The organism is Cohnella xylanilytica, assembly GCF_014212175.1.
GTDB lineage: Bacteria > Bacillota > Bacilli > Paenibacillales > Paenibacillaceae > Cohnella > Cohnella xylanilytica.
In genome coordinates, this window is record NZ_JACJVR010000059.1 from 1 (window position 1) to 14,947 (window position 14,947).

The window sequence follows — 14,947 nt, forward strand, 5'->3', positions numbered from 1 at the left end:
ATCGAGTATCTCGGCCGGAAGAGGGGGGATCGAAGGCGAGTTGTTCTAGAAAATCGAGTATCTCGGCCGGAAGAAGGGGGTACGAAGGCGGGATGTACGAAGAAATCGATGATCTCGCTCTGAAGAGGGCAGTCAGCGCGCCAAAAAGGCCAAGCCGGCGAAATCGGCTTGGCCCGCAATAACGTCATCCCAATCCCGCCGCTACGAGCGGGAGTGGACTTTCTCGCCTTGAACCCAGACTTCGCGGATGTTTTCCGGGCGGCTCAAATACAGGATTTTCTGGAACACGTCATGAAGCGGCTCTTCCTCGCCGAAGATCGGAAGCTTCGCTCCCGGTACGGTCACGTCGACGATCTGCGCGTCCCAGGCGTAGCCTTCGGCCAGCCTGCCAACCGGCAAGCTCAGGCTCTCGCCGCCGCCGGCCGTCGCCAGATAGAACGCCTCGTCGATCGTAAGCCGCGACTCCGGCACGCCGCGCTCCGAAGCGGGCAGCGCCGGATTGACGCCGTCCTCCAGCATCCTCGACGACATGACGGCTTGGCGGGCGTTGTCGAACAGGCTGGGGGAGAAGCCGCCCGACAGATCGGAGCCGAGGCCGACTTCCACGCCTCGGTCCAGCCATCGCGCGATCGGAATGACGCTGTTCGCGAAGTACGCGTTCGAGATCGGGCAATGGCCGATCGCCGTCCCCGTGCGGGCGAAGAGGGCCGCGTCGTCTTCGTCCAGGAAGTTGCAGTGGGCCATGACGGACTTGTCCGTCAGCAGGCCGAAGTCGTGCAGGGCGAAGGCGTCGTGCTTGCCGAACCGGTCCTTCACATAGCCGTGCGCCCAATCGCTCTCGCTGCAATGGGATTGGATATGCGTATCGTGCTTGGCCGCCAATTCGCCCAACCCCTTGAGCGCTTCGTCCGTGCAGCTCGGAATGAACCGAGGCGTGACGACGGGGTAGACGCCCTGCTTGGCCGATTCCGCGAGACGCTTGACGGCGAGAATGAACGCTTCGGTATCCTCGAGCGCGGTCTTCGTATCGGCATCCCGGTAATAGTCGGGGTTCTGCTCGGGATCGTCCATGACGACCTTGCCGATGAGGCCGCGCTGCCCCTTGGCCGCGCAGATCTCGGCGAGCAGCAGGCTGGATTCCTTGTGGATCGTCGCGAAGTAGAGAGCGGTGGTCGTCCCGTTGGCGAGCAGGGCGCTCACCAGATCCTCGTAGACGGTCCGGGCGAAGCCGAGGTCCGCGAAGCGCGCTTCGAGCGGGAACGTGTACGTATTCAGCCAGTCGTACAACGGAATATCGAGAGCGGTGCCGGACTGGGCCCATTGCGGCGCGTGAACGTGCAGGTCGACGAAGCCCGGGAGCAGGTATTGTCCCGGAGCCAGCCGCCGGAAGCGCCCGCTCGCCTCCTGCTCGGCGCGAATCCGCTCGTAATCGGCCGCGCCGGGAGCGATGACTCGCTCGATGACTCCGGCGTCGTTCACGCAGAACAGATGATCCCGGAGAATATCGATCTCCCGACGCGACTTGCTCGTGAAGGCCGTACCTTGGAAAACGCTAGCGTATTTGTCCATTCGTCTCACCGTGCCGTTTCGTGGGAATAAATAATGACTCATTATAGGGAATCCGCGGCGGGAAGTCCACGAGAAGCCTGTCAGGGTTGTTGAAATGAACAAAAGGGCATGATATGATCGTACTAATCTGACGATGGGGGTTGAAAAGGATAATGGACATTTCTTGCTAATGCCTAAGGTAGAACAGGATACGCGGAGCCTGGCTTCGCCTGTTTTATTGCGGTTAAGCAAGAAAGTTACTTATTCTTTTCGACTCGAATAACGGAATCCTCCTCTAACCCCTGCGGGTTGGATTCGACGTCTTTATTTGAGCTGCGAGAGAGGTAACTTTCTTGCGGCTCTTTTAATTTTCTCGAACGGGAGGATTGCTTTATGTCATTAATTAACGTGACGAACCTGACGTTTGCCTACGAGGGCAGCTACGATAACATCTTCGAGAACGTCAGCTTCCAGATCGACACCGATTGGAAGTTGGGCTTCACCGGGCGGAACGGAAGAGGGAAGACCACCTTCCTGCGGCTGCTGCTCGGCGAATTCGAATACAGCGGCAAAATAGCCGCAAGCGTCGACTTCGAATATTTCCCTTACCGCGTGAAGGACAAAGACATCAACACGATCGATGTCATTAACGACATTAACTATGACTACGAGTATTGGGAGCTGCTGCGGGAGCTGTCCTTGCTCAAGGTGTCGGAGGACGTGCTGTACCGGCCGTTCGGTACGCTGTCCAACGGAGAGCAGACGAAGGTGCTGTTGGCGACGCTGTTCCTGAAAGAAAACAGCTTCCTGCTCATCGACGAACCGACCAACCATCTGGATAGGCAAGCGCGGCGGCTGGTCAGCGAGTATTTGAAGTCGAAGCGCGGGTTCATTCTCGTGTCCCACGATCGGGCGTTCCTCGACAACTGCATCGATCACGTGCTGTCCATCAACAAGACGAATATCGAGATCCAGAAGGGGAACTTCTCCGATTGGCGGGAGAACAAGGAACGGCAGGACCGCTTCGAGCTGGCCGAGAACGAGAAGCTGCGCAAGGACATCAAGCGCTTGTCGGAGTCCGCGAGGCGCACGAGCGATTGGTCGGACGCCGTCGAGAAGACGAAGAACGGCACGAGGAACGGCGGGCTCCGGCCCGACAAGGGGTATATCGGCCACAAGGCCGCCAAGATGATGAAGCGGTCCAAATCGCTGGAGAACCGGCAGGAAGCCGCGATCGAGGAGAAGTCCAAGCTGCTCAAAAACATCGAGAGCGCGGAGAGCTTGAAGATCTCTCAGCTCAACTACCACAAGAGTCTCCTCGCCGAGCTGGAGGACGTCTCGATCTTCTACGGCGAGAAGAAGGTATGCGAAGGCGTCGCCTTCTCGATCGGGCAAGGGGAGAGGATCGCGCTGCAGGGGCGCAACGGCTCGGGCAAATCGAGCCTGATCAAGCTCCTCTGCGGGGAGGACATCGCCTACACCGGAACGTTCCGGAAGGGCAGTCAGCTCAAGATCTCCTACGTATCCCAGGATACGTCGCATCTGCAGGGCAGCTTGACGGAGTATGCCCGCGAGCACGAGATCGACGAGAGCCTGTTCAAAGCGATCCTGCGCAAGCTCGACTTCGCGCGGGTTCAATTCGAGAAGGACATCTCGTCCTACAGCGGCGGCCAGAAGAAGAAGGTGCTGATCGCCCGGAGCCTCTGCGAGCGCGCACATCTGCACGTCTGGGACGAACCGCTCAACTTCATCGACGTGCTCTCCCGGATGCAGATCGAGGAGCTGATTCTCGAGCACTCGCCGACCCTGCTGTTCGTCGAGCACGACAGCGAATTCTGCGACAACATCGCGACGAAAATCGTGGAGCTGTAATCGTTAACGGCATTAACGAATAGGAGGGCGGGCGAAAGGCAACCGTAATCGGGATCACTTCAATTTTCCGGAAGGAGATTCACGATGCCCCTCGGTTCCCACGAAGCCCACGAGCTTAACGAGCTGCTGATGAGCTGCACGAACAGCATTCAGTCGATGGCGCTGTTCCTGGAACAAGCTCAAGATCCGGAGCTTCGCGACATGATCGCCCGCCACTATTCGGTGCACGTACAGGACTACAACATGAAGGTAGAATTCGCCCGACAATCCATCTCCCGCGACCAGCTGAACGTTCCTTCGCTGACGATGACGGCGACGATGCCGCTCCCTTCGTCGCAAGCGTTCGTTCAGCCGGTTCAGCCCCAGGTGAAGCTCGCGAGATTGGACGACCGCGCCATCGCGACCTCGTACCTGCTCACCCTGAAGCGGTCGGGCAGGGAATACGCCTGGTCGGCGTTCGAAACTTCCACTCCCCAACTGCGCGTGTTCCTCGAGGACGCGTTCCGCATGTGCTCGCACCAGTCGTTCGAGGTGTGGCAGTACATGGCTCGCAGAGGCTGGTACGGAGTCAGCTACGCGACGCAAGGCGAGATGCAGACGATGCAGAGCATGTACAAGGAAGTGCCGTACCAGCAGCCGATGAACGCCTATCCTTCGCAATAATTCCGGAGCGAAGCCGTTGGCAAAATATAATGGGAGAGCAGGCAGACTGTCGGAATATCCGGCAGTCTTTCTTTTTGCTTTTTTCGCAGCCATGGTTGCGGATCTCCCTAGATTCGCTGCTCGGCTAAAGGCGTCATTGGACAGGCTCCCTTTCCTGCAGCAGGTTTGATCTGCCGAAAAGGGAGCCTGGCACGCTAGCTAGCCGTAGACGCGAACTTCCACGATCTCGGCGCGAGGGCAGCCGTTCGTCGCCTCGACGACGATGCGCAGACGCTTCGTCTCGATCCGCGCGTCCAAGACATGAACGAGCTTGCGCTTGCGATTGTCCCGGCGCTCGGCCACGGTCGTCCATCCGCCGTCCTGCCAGGCCTCGACGCGGTAATCCTTGACGAGCTCCGGAATCGCTTCGAACGGCGTCCGGTGGTGGTGAAGATTGATCAGGTCCTCGTTGACGTCGTCGTTAAACGTCACGTGGACGGAACCGACCGGGACCGGCTCCGGCCAGATCAATTCCAGCCATTGCGGCGCCGCGGCCGGGTCGGCCTCCGACGCCCACAGATGCGGCCCGCCGTACGGGCGATGGTAGCCGTCCGTCGCCTTCGACGGCAGGAAGGCGTCCGTCTCGCCGGCGAGCCGGAAACAGACGGTCTTCCGCTCGAACGGATGAGCGCGCCAGCGGACGAGCGGCTGATCGACCCGCTTCTCCTCGAGCGAAGCGGGAACCGAAGGTTCGCCGCCGTCCTTGAACGTCAGGACGCCCGTGAGCGGACGATGGGACAGATGGACGGACAGGCGGTCGTTCGCTTTGACGACGATAAACGCGTTCTGCGCATCGTCCGGGGTCCAGACGAGCGGGAGCGCGATCCACTGGCGCAGACCTCCTTGCACGAACGCGCTTGCGGAGTGGACCAGCCGGGCGGGGACATAGTTTTCCATACGTCCGGTGCTCCACGCCTCGACTTGCAGCTCGGCATCCTCCGCCGCGTCGACGAGCAGCTCGACGCCGTCCAGCTTCGGGTCGACCGGGACGATGAAGCCGATGTTCGAAGATAGCGGATAGACCTCGTCGGACGACTCGGCGGCGAGTCGGCGAAGCGTGCCGGAGGCGGAGACGCTCGCGCGGCGCGCCTGGTCGTCGGGGTCGTCGCCGCGGATGCCGATGATCGACGCGTCCTGGCGCAGCAGCGTCTGCTGCAGCTCCCGGAGATGCTCGCGATGCAGCTCGCGCGGCGTCACGCCCTTGATCGCGCAGAGCGCCGCGCCCGTGCCGGCCGCTTCGCCCATGACGGCGCAGGTCGCCATGACCCGGGTCGTCCCGAAGGCGACGTGGGTGGCGCTAATATCCCGGCCGGCCATGAGCAGGTTGTTGACGTTGACCGAGTAGAGGGACCGGAACGGGATGTGGTAGACGCCGTCCGAGTACAGATGCTTCGAGCCGCTCTCCGTCGCGTAGACGCCTTGCGGCGGATGAAGGTCGATCGACCAGCCGCCGAAGGCGACGCGGTCGTCGAAGGGCCGCTGCTCCAGAATGTCGTTCTGGTTCAGCACGTAATCCCCGACGAAGCGGCGGTATTCCCGCTTGCCGGGAATCGAGCCGACCCACTCGAGCGTCATGCGGTCCGCGTCGAATTTGCCGGAGTTTTTGATATAATCCCAAATTCCGTAGATGACCGCCCACAGCTCGTCGCGGATGCGCTCGTTGTCGTGGACGGTGTCGAGCTCGCCGCCCCATTCGATCCACCAGTAGGCGCACCCGTTGTCGCCGCTGCGGATGATCCGGCGCTCCGGAATCGTCGTCTTCGCGACGTCGATCGCGAAGGAGGGAGGAACGAACCGGACGGGCCGGCCCGCGTCCTTCGTATAGAACAGCAGCGTGCTGCCGAGCGTGATGTCGTCGGGCACCTCCGGCGCCCAGCTCTCGCCGAATTCGGAACGCGCCTCGCGTCCGATCCGGTGCTTCGCCCCGGCGAGGAAGCCGATCAAGCCGTCTCCGGTGCAGTCGAGATAGATGAGGCTCTCGAACCGGATTCGCCTCTCCGAGCCCATCATCCATCCCGTCGCCGATCGGATCGTGCGGTCTTGTTCGTCTCCGTCGGCCTCCGCTTCGTGAACGTCGGTGTTCAGGAACAATCGGATGTTCGGCTCCGCCCGCACCGCTTCGAGCAGCGTCAGATCCCACAGGTACGGGTTGCCGTCGATGTTGCGGAATTGATTCTCCAGGAACAGCTCGCCCATGATGCCGGTCTCCCGGGCGTATCGCTGCGTGCCGTGCGCCGTCGCGCCGCACACCCAGACCCGGACTTCGCTGCTGGAGTTCCCCCCGAGCACGGGGCGGTTCTGCACCAGGGCCACTGTCCGCCCGAGCCGGGCCGCCGCGATCGCGGCGCAGACGCCCGCGAGTCCGCCTCCGACGACGGTCAAATCCGTTTGCACGATTTCCTGCCTCATTTTTCGACACCTCGTTTGAACAATAATATCTTTGATTTCATCATAAGATATCGTAATATCGAAGAACATGCACCTCGTTTCATGAATTCATATCCAACATTTCATCTCGCCAAGGAGGAAGCGCCATGCTCGGAGATTCGGAGGCGAGACTGGAATCCCACGTCTACTGGCATCGCAAGGAGCGATTCGCCTTGGATCGCGACCTGTATGCGAGCTGGACGATGTTCGCGGTCGAGACGGGGAGGTTCCGCTACAAGATCGGCCGCTCCGAAGGAGAGGCGGGTCCGGGAGAGCTCGTCTTATGCCCGCCGGGGACTTGGTTCCATCGAGAGACATTGGCTCCTTTGTCGTTCCATTTTTTCAAGTTCCGGACGGAAGAAGAGGAGGGAGCGGCTTCCGAGACCGACGAGGATAAGGCGGATGCCGATGGCAACGGGGAAGAGCGGGCCGGCAAATTCTCGCCCTCCGATAAGGAGCGCCTGGCGTCGACTTACCGCTACTTGCGCAGGCTGGGGGCCGAATCGGACGCGACCGGCATGCGGCTTAAGCAGCACCTGCTCAACGATCTGCTCCGGATGCTCGAGCTGGATCGCGCCCAATCGACGCAATCGCAGGATACCGACGACGAGCTGATGCGGGAGGCGAAGCGCCTCTTGATCGAGGCCGGCTTGGAGCCGTTCCCCATGTCCCTCGCGGCCAAGCGATTGGGCTTGACTCCGGTGCAGCTGACGCGGAGATTCCGCGCCGCGTTCGGGACGACCCCGTCCTCCTTCGTCACGGAGCGACGCCTGTCTCAGGCATGCCGGCTGCTGGAGGAGACGGACCTCGGGCTGGACGAGATCGCCCGGCAATGCGGCTACGAGAACGGCTTCTATCTAAGCCGCGTGTTCCTGAAGAACCGGGGGGTTCGCCCGTCCGTATATCGCCGGACGCACCGGGTCTAACGCGGGAGCCTTCCGGCCCGTTCTCCGAATCCGCCATGCTCCCGGCCAGGTCGAATAAGTTCCCATCGCGGGGACAAGATAACGAAGCTTATACCGAGGAGATAAAAAGGAGACTGCCATGCTTGCGCAAAAGCCGACGTTAGCCGCTCACGAGTCTCTGGAAATCCACGAGGCGATCAACTTCAAAACGCTGTGCTTGGCCAAGTCCAAGCTGATGCAGGGGCTTGTTTTCGACCAGGAGCTGAAGGACTTGATGCAGAAGGACGTGCGGCAGTACATGCAAGCGATCGCCGACCTGCAAGCGTTGTACGGCAAAGCCGAGTTCGAAGCGCCCGTGCCGGAATTCCGGCCGACTCCCATCCTGAATTGAGGCGAGGACGATGACAATACGGCAAGAGGATCCCGTCAAGATGGATGCGCTCGACCCCGCCAACGGACTGAACATGCCCGAGATGGCGGATATGACGTTCGCCGCCGACTTCCTGATTCGCGTCAAGGAAGGGGTTCGCAGCACGGCCGCGGCGCTGACCGAAGCGGCATCGCCGGACGTTCGGGCCCTTCTGCGCGCGCAGCTTCATCAAGGGCTGGCGCTGCATCAGGAGCTGACGGAGCTCATGATGCGCAAGAAGTGGTTCCATCCTTACGAGCTGTCCGAACAATATCAGCTGGACCGGCTCTCGGCGGACCATACGGTAGCGATCGCGAAGCAGAAGCTGTTCCCGGACGACACGAGACGCCAAGGCTTGTTCGATCGAACGCCGGACGAAGGCTTGGAGGGCTCCCGGGCATGAAGGCGGTCACTTATCAAGGCATCAAGAACGTGGCGGTCAAGGAGGTTCCGGACCCGAGGATCGAGAAGCCGGACGACGCGATCGTCAGGCTGACGACGACCGCGATCTGCGGGTCGGACCTGCATCTTCTCCACGGGATGATTCCGAACCTGGGAGAAGACTACGTCATCGGCCACGAGCCGATGGGCATCGTCGAGGAGGTCGGTCCCGGCGTCGAGGGTCTGAAGAAGGGCGACCGCGTCATCCTTCCCTTCAATATCGCCTGCGGGGAATGCTTCTATTGCAAGAACCATCTGGAGAGCCAATGCGACCGTTCCAACGAGAACGGGGAGATGGGAGCCTTCTTCGGCTATTCCGGAACGACGGGCGGGTACCCCGGCGGACAAGCCGAGTATTTGCGCGTGCCGTTCGCGAACTTCACTCGCTTCAAGATCCCGGAGGACAGCGAGATTCCCGACGAGAAGCTGATCCTGATCGCCGACGCGATGACGACGGCGTTCTGGAGCGTCGATAACGCCGGCGTGAAGGACGGGGACACGGTTGTCGTCGTCGGCTGCGGGCCCGTGGGGCTGCTGGCGCAGAAGTTCGCTTGGTTCAAGGGCGCGAAGAGAGTGATCGCGGTCGACGTGCTCGATTACCGGCTGGACCATGCCAAGAAGACGAACAACGTGGAGATCGTCAACGCCGAATCGGACGAGAACATAGGCAACAACCTGAAGGAGATGATGCAAGGCGGGGCGGACGTCGTCATCGATTGCACGGGTATGAGCGGCAAGATGTCCCCCCTCGAATCTCTGGCATCGGGGCTGAAGCTGCACGGCGGCGCCCTCGGCGGGTTCGTGATCGCTTCGCAAGCCGTGCGCAAGGGCGGGACGATCCAGGTGACGGGCGTCTACGGAGGAAAATACAACGGGTTTCCCCTCGGGGACCTCTTCCAGCGGAACGTAAACCTGCGAACGGGACAAGCGCCGGTCATCCACTACATGCCTTACATGTACGAGTTGATCGCTACAGGGCAGATAGATCCCGGCGACGTCGTGACCCACGTTCTGCCGCTTAGCGACGCCAAGCGCGGCTACGAGATCTTCGACGCCCGGCAAGACAACTGCATCAAGGTCGTGCTTAAGCCTTAACAGGAGACGAAGGAGGAGTACGAGGCGATGGCCTACGCGCTGCACGAGACGCTGGAAGTGCACGAATTGGCGGCGTTCAAAACGGTCTGCATGACCAAATCGAAGACGATGCGGGCGCTCGTGTCGGATCCGGCGTTAAAAGCGATCATGCTGCTGGACGTCGAGACTTCGGCCCGTCAGCTTCAAGAGCTCTGCTCGATTCTGGAGCGAGCCGCCGGAGAGGAGGTCCGCCTATGAATTCGCTTATCGAACGATTGACCGGCATGCATACGCTGACCGACCAGGTCGTCGCGACGGATCTGCTCATCGCCGCCAAAAGCGGCGTGCGCAACTACGCGATGGCGGCTACGGAAGTCGCGACGCCGGAGATCAAGGCGATTCTGGCGAAGCAGCTGGACGAAGCGATCGACCTGCACGAGAGAATCGCGGATTATATGATACAGAAGGGATGGTACCATCCCTGGGACGTGAAGGAGCAGCTGCGGCTGGACCTTCAGAACGCCCGGACGGCTCTGAACGCGCCGACGCTGTAGTTCGCGGAAGGCGGCGCCAGCCCCGTAAACCTTGTTTACCGGGCTGGTCTTTTGTCGTTGTTGCGCGGGCGCCAACTCGTTGGTACGGGCCAATTCTATTGGACGCCCGGAAGACTCGTTCGATCGCGCAAGACTGTTTCTCTAGACCCACTCGGAATCGCTTCGGTATAATGACACGGAATCGAATCGAGGATGGGAGTCATTCATTTGAGCGAAGCGAAGAAGCTGCCCGCGGCCGATATCGGCGCGTGGCTGAGCATCGGGGTTTATCTCGTCTTATCGGCCGTCAAGCTCGCGGCGGGCTACGGATTCGAATCCAAGGCGCTGCAGGCGGACGGGTTCAACAATACGACCGACATTCTGGCCTCTCTGGCCGTGCTGATCGGGCTGCGGATCGCGAGGAAGCCGCCGGATTCGGATCATCGCTACGGCCACACGCGCGCCGAGACCGTCGCTTCGATGGTAGCGTCGTTCATCATGGCGGCCGTCGGCCTCGAAGTGCTGATCGACGGCATCAAGAAGCTGTGGAACGGCGAGACGACGTCGCCCGATCTCGCGGCGGCCGTCGTGGCCGCTATCGCCGCCGCCGTCATGTTCCTCCTCGCCCGATATAACCGGCGACTCGCCGACCGAACCGGCAGCCATGCGATGAAGGCCGTGGCCGCCGACAATCGGTCCGACGCTCTCGTCAGCATCGGAACGGTGGCGGGAATCCTGCTCAGCGTCCTGGGCCTCTCGTGGCTCGATGCCGCAACGGCGGTTCTCGTGGCCGTTCTTATCTGCAAGACGGCCTGGGATATCTTCGCCGAGGCGACGCACATGCTGACGGACGGCTTCGACAAGAGCGACTTGGATCGTTACAAGGTCGCGGTCTCGGCCGTGGAAGGCGTCGAGAGGGTGAAGGATATCAAGGGCCGGAACCACGGCCAACGCGTCTTCGTCGACCTGACGATCGAAGTCGATCAAGAGATGAGCGTGCTCGACAGCCATGCCATCGCCGAATCGATCGAGCGACAATTGCGCGAGAAGTATCGCGTCGATCAAGTCCACGTGCACATCGAACCTCATTGAGAGGGAGAGCGGATAGCCCGAACGAGTCATCTCCGGCTGCGGCGATTATGGTAAGCTAAGGGGATGAGAGGAGAGAGTCGCAAGTGAGAGACCGTATCGGCTTATTATCGTGTTTAGCCATTATTCTAGGCTTGTTCGTCTTCCCGGGCGGGCTGTCCGCCCATTCGACCATCGTCTCCACCGAACCGGCGCAATCGGAAGTCGTAGAGAAGCCTCTCGAGCAGGTTCGCGTCCAATTCAACGAGACGGTCGAGCCGGTTCGCTTCGAGGTCGAGAATTCGTCGGGAGAGGCGGTGGCGGCGAAGGCCGAGGCGAACGGGAAAACGCTGACGGCCGCGTTCGACGAGCCCTTGTCGGAGAACGGCTCCTACACGGCGACCTGGCACGTCATCGGTGCCGACGGCCACGCGATCAAAGGGAGCCTCTCGTTCGAGGTTCGGATTCCCGAGGCGCCGGCATCGCCGGCAGCGACCGCATCCGCATCGGCATCGTCGCCGGAGTCGACGAGCGTCGAGGGAGCGGCCTCGTCTCCGGCCGCGACGCCGGAGGCATCGCCGTCCGCATCGGCCGAACGGACGCCGCAGACGGAGGGAAGCTCGGAAGAGGATAACAAGTCTTCTTCGAGTCCGGATTTGTCGACGTGGCTGCTGGGAGCCGCGGCCGTCATTCTCGTCGGCGCCGTCGGATATACGGTTCTGAGGAAAAAGAAATAGGCTCGAAGCTTTCGGAGCCCCGCGACGTCGCGGGACTCCGAAAGCTTCTTTTTTTATCGCCGTTCACCGGGAGAATCCAAGACGATAAGCCTATTCCTCGGGCTCCGCCGCCAGAAGACGGTATCCGATTCCCGGCTCGGTCACGATGAACTTCGGCTGCGTCGTGTCTTCCTCCAGCTTCTTGCGCAGGTGACCGATATAGATCCGCAAATAATGGCTGTCGGATTCGTTGTGATGGCCGCCCCACACCTGCTGAAGCAGCTGCCTCTGGGTGACGACCTTGCCCGCGTTGGAAGCGAGAATCTTCAGCAGGTCGTATTCGGTCGGCGTCAGCTTGACCCGTTCCCCGCGCAGCTCCACGATTCGCCGGGCCAGGTCGAGGGTCAGCTCGCCGATCCGGAGGACGGGCTCGTTCGCCGACTTGGCCGCATGCCGGAGCGCGACCCGGATGCGGGCGACCAGCTCCCTCATGCCGAACGGCTTCGTCACGTAATCGTCGGCGCCGCCTTCCAGCGCCGTTATTTTGTCGTCTTCGCCGTCCTTGGCCGTGAGCACGACGATCGGCGCTTCGGACCATTCCCGGATGCGGGCGAGCACTTCCATGCCGGTCATATCCGGCAGCCCGAGGTCGAGCACGATCAGGTCCGGACGCACGAGAGAAGCTTGCTGCACGCCTTCCAACCCCGTCGACGCCTCGTGAACGGCGAATTGATGAGCCTGCAGGGACACCTTCAGCAGCTTCCGGATCTGGGGCTCGTCGTCGACGACCAGGATGCGGGCTCCCGTCTCATTGTTGTTCATGTTCGTTCGTTCCTTTGCCAGAGGGAATAGGGACTGGTTCGTTCCGACGATCCAGAGGAAGGACGACGGTCACGACGGTTCCATGGGGCACGTTCGGCTTCGCCGAGATCGTTCCCCCGTGAAGCTCCGCGATTCCTTTGCAGATGGCGAGGCCCAGTCCGGTTCCGGTCGCTTGCCCCGAGGACTCGGCCCGATAAAATTTATCGAAGATCCGAGCGTACTCCTGTTCGGGGAGTCCGGATCCTCGATCGGCGACCGAGAGGGAGACCGCGTCCTCTTCGGCCCGCACGGTCAAGACGATCTCGCTTCGGTCCGGACTGTATTTGATCGCGTTGCTCAGGACGTTAACCAGCATCTGTTCCAGCAATACCTCGTCTCCGAGCACCATCGGGACGTCTTCCGGAACATGGACGCGGATCGTTCGCTGCTGCCGGAAGTCCTGGACTTGGGCTAACGCGACCCCGATGAGGTCCTCCGCGTCGCACCAATCCTTCCTCAGCTTCAGCATTCCGCTCTCAAGCCTCGCCATGCTCAGAAGGTTGTCGGCCAGCCGGTTCATCCGCAGAGCCCCGTCCCGGATCGTCGCGAGCAATTCCATCCGATCCTCCGAAGAGAATAGACGGTCGCCCTCGATCAGGCTGGTCGCCGAACCGATCATGGCGGCGAGCGGGGTGCGCAGCTCGTGCGAGACGGAGTCGAGAATCGCCGTGCGCAGCTTCTCCGACTCCGCCGACAGCTGCGCGATCTTCGCTTCTTCCGCGAGCTTGACGCGGGCGAGAGCGCCTGCCGTCAAGTCGCGCAGGGCTTCGATCAGCCGCAGCTGCTCGGCGGGGATGGCGGATCTCCGCTCGCCGAGCCGAAGCGCCATGACCCCGAACGCGCGATCCTCGGATCGCAGCGGCATGTAATAGCCTTGGGACTCTCCCAAGACCGCGGTTCCGATGCCGGCCGGTTCTCCGTTCTCGTAGACCCGCTTCGCGATGACCCGCTCCGCGTCGCCTCGCCCCCAATCTGCGGCAGCCGAAGAGCCGGAGGCGGGGGAGGCATGAGCGAATGCCAGAACGCCGCGCTCGTCCGGGAGGAAGAAGGCCGCTTCGGCGCCGACGATTCGCGAGATATGCTTGGCGACATTGTCCAGCAGCGTCTTGACGTCCGAGATGGCGCTCATCTGCCGGCTCAGCTCGTAGAGCGCGGCCGTGTGCGCCTCTCTCTGTCTCGAGAGTAGAAGCTGCCGCTTCAATCGGGCCGCCAGGCTGGCCGTTAGCGCGGCGACGGACAGATAGACCCCGAACGAGACGAGGTACCGCAAGTCCGAGATGGTGAAGCTGACGACCGGGGGAACGAAGAAGAAGTCGAACGCCAGGACGCCCAGCACAGCCGCGTAGAAGGCGGGGCGAAGTCCCCAATAGACGGCGCTCAGAAGAACCGGGAACAGATAAATCAACGCGATATTGACCAGATCGAACGCGAGACCGAACGGATGCAAGAGCGCCGTCAACAGGGCGACCAACAGCGTGATAACGACGTAAGATGTCCAGACCGGCCATCCCGCCAAAATTCCGCGCACTCCCCGCACCCCCGTCTGTCCGCTTTTCCAATCCTCCCTATTATAGGCCACGCGAGCCGGATCGTGTAAAACCGTCGCTCGATATCCCGTAAAAAAGAGATAAAACCGTCCGTGCCAGGGCGTAAAAATACCGTAAAAATCGGAGAAAACGTTAGATATCCAGAGTATTCGCGAGTATAAGACACGTACGCACTCTTGTAAGCGCTGCACCCGAACCGGTTATCCGCAATCCGGGTCGCAGGCTTCCCGCGACGTTTTACAGCGGCTGCGGCAAGGATTAAGATACGGTCGTCAAGCCGAATCGCCTTCTCGGGTCCGATCGGCGACGACGAGTCGTCCGGAACCATGAAGGCGGCGCTCCGCGCCGGAGCTTGGGTGAGAGCAGGCTGCCGGCTCGGGGCCAGGCGGAAGGAAGGCGTCTCTCACCGCCCGAATGACGCCATTCGTATGAAGCAGCAAACCGTATTCGCAATCGCTGAATCCTTGAGCTCAAGGAACGGGGGAACCAACGGAAGCCGGCGGACGGCTTCCCGGGGTGAATCGCCGGACATGCCCGTCATGCCCGGCGTAGGGCGACTCTTACGCCCGAATCCGTCAGCTAACCTCGTAAGCGTGTCAAGAGAGGCAACCATTGTCGGGATCGGCGCGGCACTCTTTCCCGTGCCCGGTTCGCGGACGAAGAGGCCCTCTTCGTCCGCTTTTTGTCGTTGCCGGAAGTTATCGAATCGACTTAGGAGGGAAGCCCAGTCATGCTCGATCTGTATATGGTATTGCTGCTGGCCGTCACTTTCGCGTTATTTTACGGCTTTCTCGTTTGGTGCGACCGAACGATCGAGGAGCCGGCTGGAGGCGATCGTCCATGA

14 protein-coding genes and 1 riboswitch are annotated in these 14,947 nt (G+C 61.3%); of the genes, 10 read left to right on the plus strand and 4 right to left on the minus strand.

Translation table 11 applies throughout. The annotated features are described in order from the left end of the window. Positions 1-201 precede the first annotated feature (201 nt). Complete coding sequence (guaD, locus tag H7B90_RS15130) at positions 202-1,569, minus strand: guanine deaminase (RefSeq protein ID WP_185136730.1); 1,368 nt, start codon at positions 1,567-1,569, stop codon at positions 202-204. A 372-nt stretch (positions 1,570-1,941) separates the two neighbouring features. On the opposite strand from guaD, the gene H7B90_RS15135 reads away from it, so the two are divergent. Then, complete coding sequence (locus H7B90_RS15135) at positions 1,942-3,420, plus strand: Lsa family ABC-F type ribosomal protection protein (RefSeq protein WP_185136731.1); 1,479 nt, start codon at positions 1,942-1,944, stop codon at positions 3,418-3,420. A gap of 84 nt (positions 3,421-3,504) precedes the next feature. After that, on the plus strand, positions 3,505-4,083 hold the full coding sequence (locus H7B90_RS15140; RefSeq protein ID WP_185136732.1) for a spore coat protein: 579 nt from the start codon (positions 3,505-3,507) through the stop codon (positions 4,081-4,083). 198 nt (positions 4,084-4,281) lie between these two features. On the opposite strand, the gene H7B90_RS15145 is transcribed toward H7B90_RS15140, so the two are convergent. Continuing rightward, positions 4,282-6,531 (minus strand): FAD-dependent oxidoreductase, encoded by a 2,250-nt coding sequence (locus H7B90_RS15145; RefSeq protein ID WP_185136733.1) that lies wholly within the window; start codon positions 6,529-6,531, stop codon positions 4,282-4,284. A gap of 125 nt (positions 6,532-6,656) precedes the next feature. On the opposite strand from H7B90_RS15145, the gene H7B90_RS15150 reads away from it, so the two are divergent. The 8 genes from H7B90_RS15150 (at position 6,657) to H7B90_RS15185 (ending at position 11,716) form a co-directional block, all read left to right on the plus strand. Next, on the plus strand, positions 6,657-7,475 hold the full coding sequence (locus tag H7B90_RS15150) for a helix-turn-helix domain-containing protein (RefSeq protein ID WP_185136734.1): 819 nt from the start codon (positions 6,657-6,659) through the stop codon (positions 7,473-7,475). A gap of 118 nt (positions 7,476-7,593) precedes the next feature. Then, positions 7,594-7,845, plus strand: a complete 252-nt coding sequence (locus H7B90_RS15155) for a spore gernimation protein GerQ (RefSeq protein ID WP_185136735.1) — start codon at positions 7,594-7,596, stop codon at positions 7,843-7,845. Positions 7,846-7,855: 10 nt separating this feature from the next. Beyond that, complete coding sequence (locus tag H7B90_RS15160; RefSeq protein ID WP_185136736.1) at positions 7,856-8,266, plus strand: spore coat protein; 411 nt, start codon at positions 7,856-7,858, stop codon at positions 8,264-8,266. Next, the gene (locus H7B90_RS15165) at positions 8,263-9,399 is read left to right on the plus strand and encodes a zinc-dependent alcohol dehydrogenase (RefSeq protein ID WP_185136737.1); all 1,137 of its coding nucleotides are present in this window, start codon (positions 8,263-8,265) and stop codon (positions 9,397-9,399) included. Before H7B90_RS15160 ends, H7B90_RS15165 begins: the two co-directional genes overlap by 4 nt. A gap of 27 nt (positions 9,400-9,426) precedes the next feature. Next, entirely contained in the window at positions 9,427-9,636 is a 210-nt protein-coding gene (locus H7B90_RS15170; protein ID WP_185136738.1) for a hypothetical protein, read from the plus strand. Further along, positions 9,633-9,932 (plus strand): spore coat protein, encoded by a 300-nt coding sequence (locus H7B90_RS15175; RefSeq protein WP_185136739.1) that lies wholly within the window; start codon positions 9,633-9,635, stop codon positions 9,930-9,932. Before H7B90_RS15170 ends, H7B90_RS15175 begins: the two co-directional genes overlap by 4 nt. A 207-nt stretch (positions 9,933-10,139) precedes the next feature. Continuing rightward, positions 10,140-11,003 (plus strand): cation diffusion facilitator family transporter, encoded by an 864-nt coding sequence (locus tag H7B90_RS15180; RefSeq protein WP_246578558.1) that lies wholly within the window; start codon positions 10,140-10,142, stop codon positions 11,001-11,003. Positions 11,004-11,086: 83 nt separating this feature from the next. Beyond that, positions 11,087-11,716: a copper resistance CopC family protein gene (locus tag H7B90_RS15185; protein ID WP_185136741.1), complete on the plus strand. Its 630-nt coding sequence runs from the start codon at positions 11,087-11,089 to the stop codon at positions 11,714-11,716. A gap of 90 nt (positions 11,717-11,806) precedes the next feature. Here H7B90_RS15185 and H7B90_RS15190 read toward each other — a convergent pair whose 3' ends face one another. After that, positions 11,807-12,517, minus strand: coding sequence for a response regulator (locus tag H7B90_RS15190; RefSeq protein WP_185136742.1), 711 nt, complete (start codon positions 12,515-12,517; stop codon positions 11,807-11,809). Beyond that, entirely contained in the window at positions 12,504-14,084 is a 1,581-nt protein-coding gene (locus H7B90_RS15195) for an ATP-binding protein (protein WP_185136743.1), read from the minus strand. The genes H7B90_RS15190 and H7B90_RS15195 overlap by 14 nt, the downstream gene beginning before the upstream one ends. 463 nt (positions 14,085-14,547) lie before the next feature. Further along, positions 14,548-14,713, plus strand: a riboswitch (cyclic di-AMP (ydaO/yuaA leader). The last annotated feature ends 234 nt before the right edge of the window (positions 14,714-14,947 follow it).

Bases quoted from the DNA above. Each gene is read 5' to 3' on its own strand.
- guaD (WP_185136730.1), bottom strand. From the start codon at position 1,569: ATGGACAAATACGCTAGCGTTTTCCAAGGTACGGCCTTCACGAGCAAG.
- H7B90_RS15135 (WP_185136731.1), top strand. From the start codon at position 1,942: ATGTCATTAATTAACGTGACGAACCTGACGTTTGCCTACGAGGGCAGC.
- H7B90_RS15140 (WP_185136732.1), top strand. From the start codon at position 3,505: ATGCCCCTCGGTTCCCACGAAGCCCACGAGCTTAACGAGCTGCTGATG.
- H7B90_RS15145 (WP_185136733.1), bottom strand. From the start codon at position 6,531: ATGAGGCAGGAAATCGTGCAAACGGATTTGACCGTCGTCGGAGGCGGA.
- H7B90_RS15150 (WP_185136734.1), top strand. From the start codon at position 6,657: ATGCTCGGAGATTCGGAGGCGAGACTGGAATCCCACGTCTACTGGCAT.
- H7B90_RS15155 (WP_185136735.1), top strand. From the start codon at position 7,594: ATGCTTGCGCAAAAGCCGACGTTAGCCGCTCACGAGTCTCTGGAAATC.
- H7B90_RS15160 (WP_185136736.1), top strand. From the start codon at position 7,856: ATGACAATACGGCAAGAGGATCCCGTCAAGATGGATGCGCTCGACCCC.
- H7B90_RS15165 (WP_185136737.1), top strand. From the start codon at position 8,263: ATGAAGGCGGTCACTTATCAAGGCATCAAGAACGTGGCGGTCAAGGAG.
- H7B90_RS15170 (WP_185136738.1), top strand. From the start codon at position 9,427: ATGGCCTACGCGCTGCACGAGACGCTGGAAGTGCACGAATTGGCGGCG.
- H7B90_RS15175 (WP_185136739.1), top strand. From the start codon at position 9,633: ATGAATTCGCTTATCGAACGATTGACCGGCATGCATACGCTGACCGAC.
- H7B90_RS15190 (WP_185136742.1), bottom strand. From the start codon at position 12,517: ATGAACAACAATGAGACGGGAGCCCGCATCCTGGTCGTCGACGACGAG.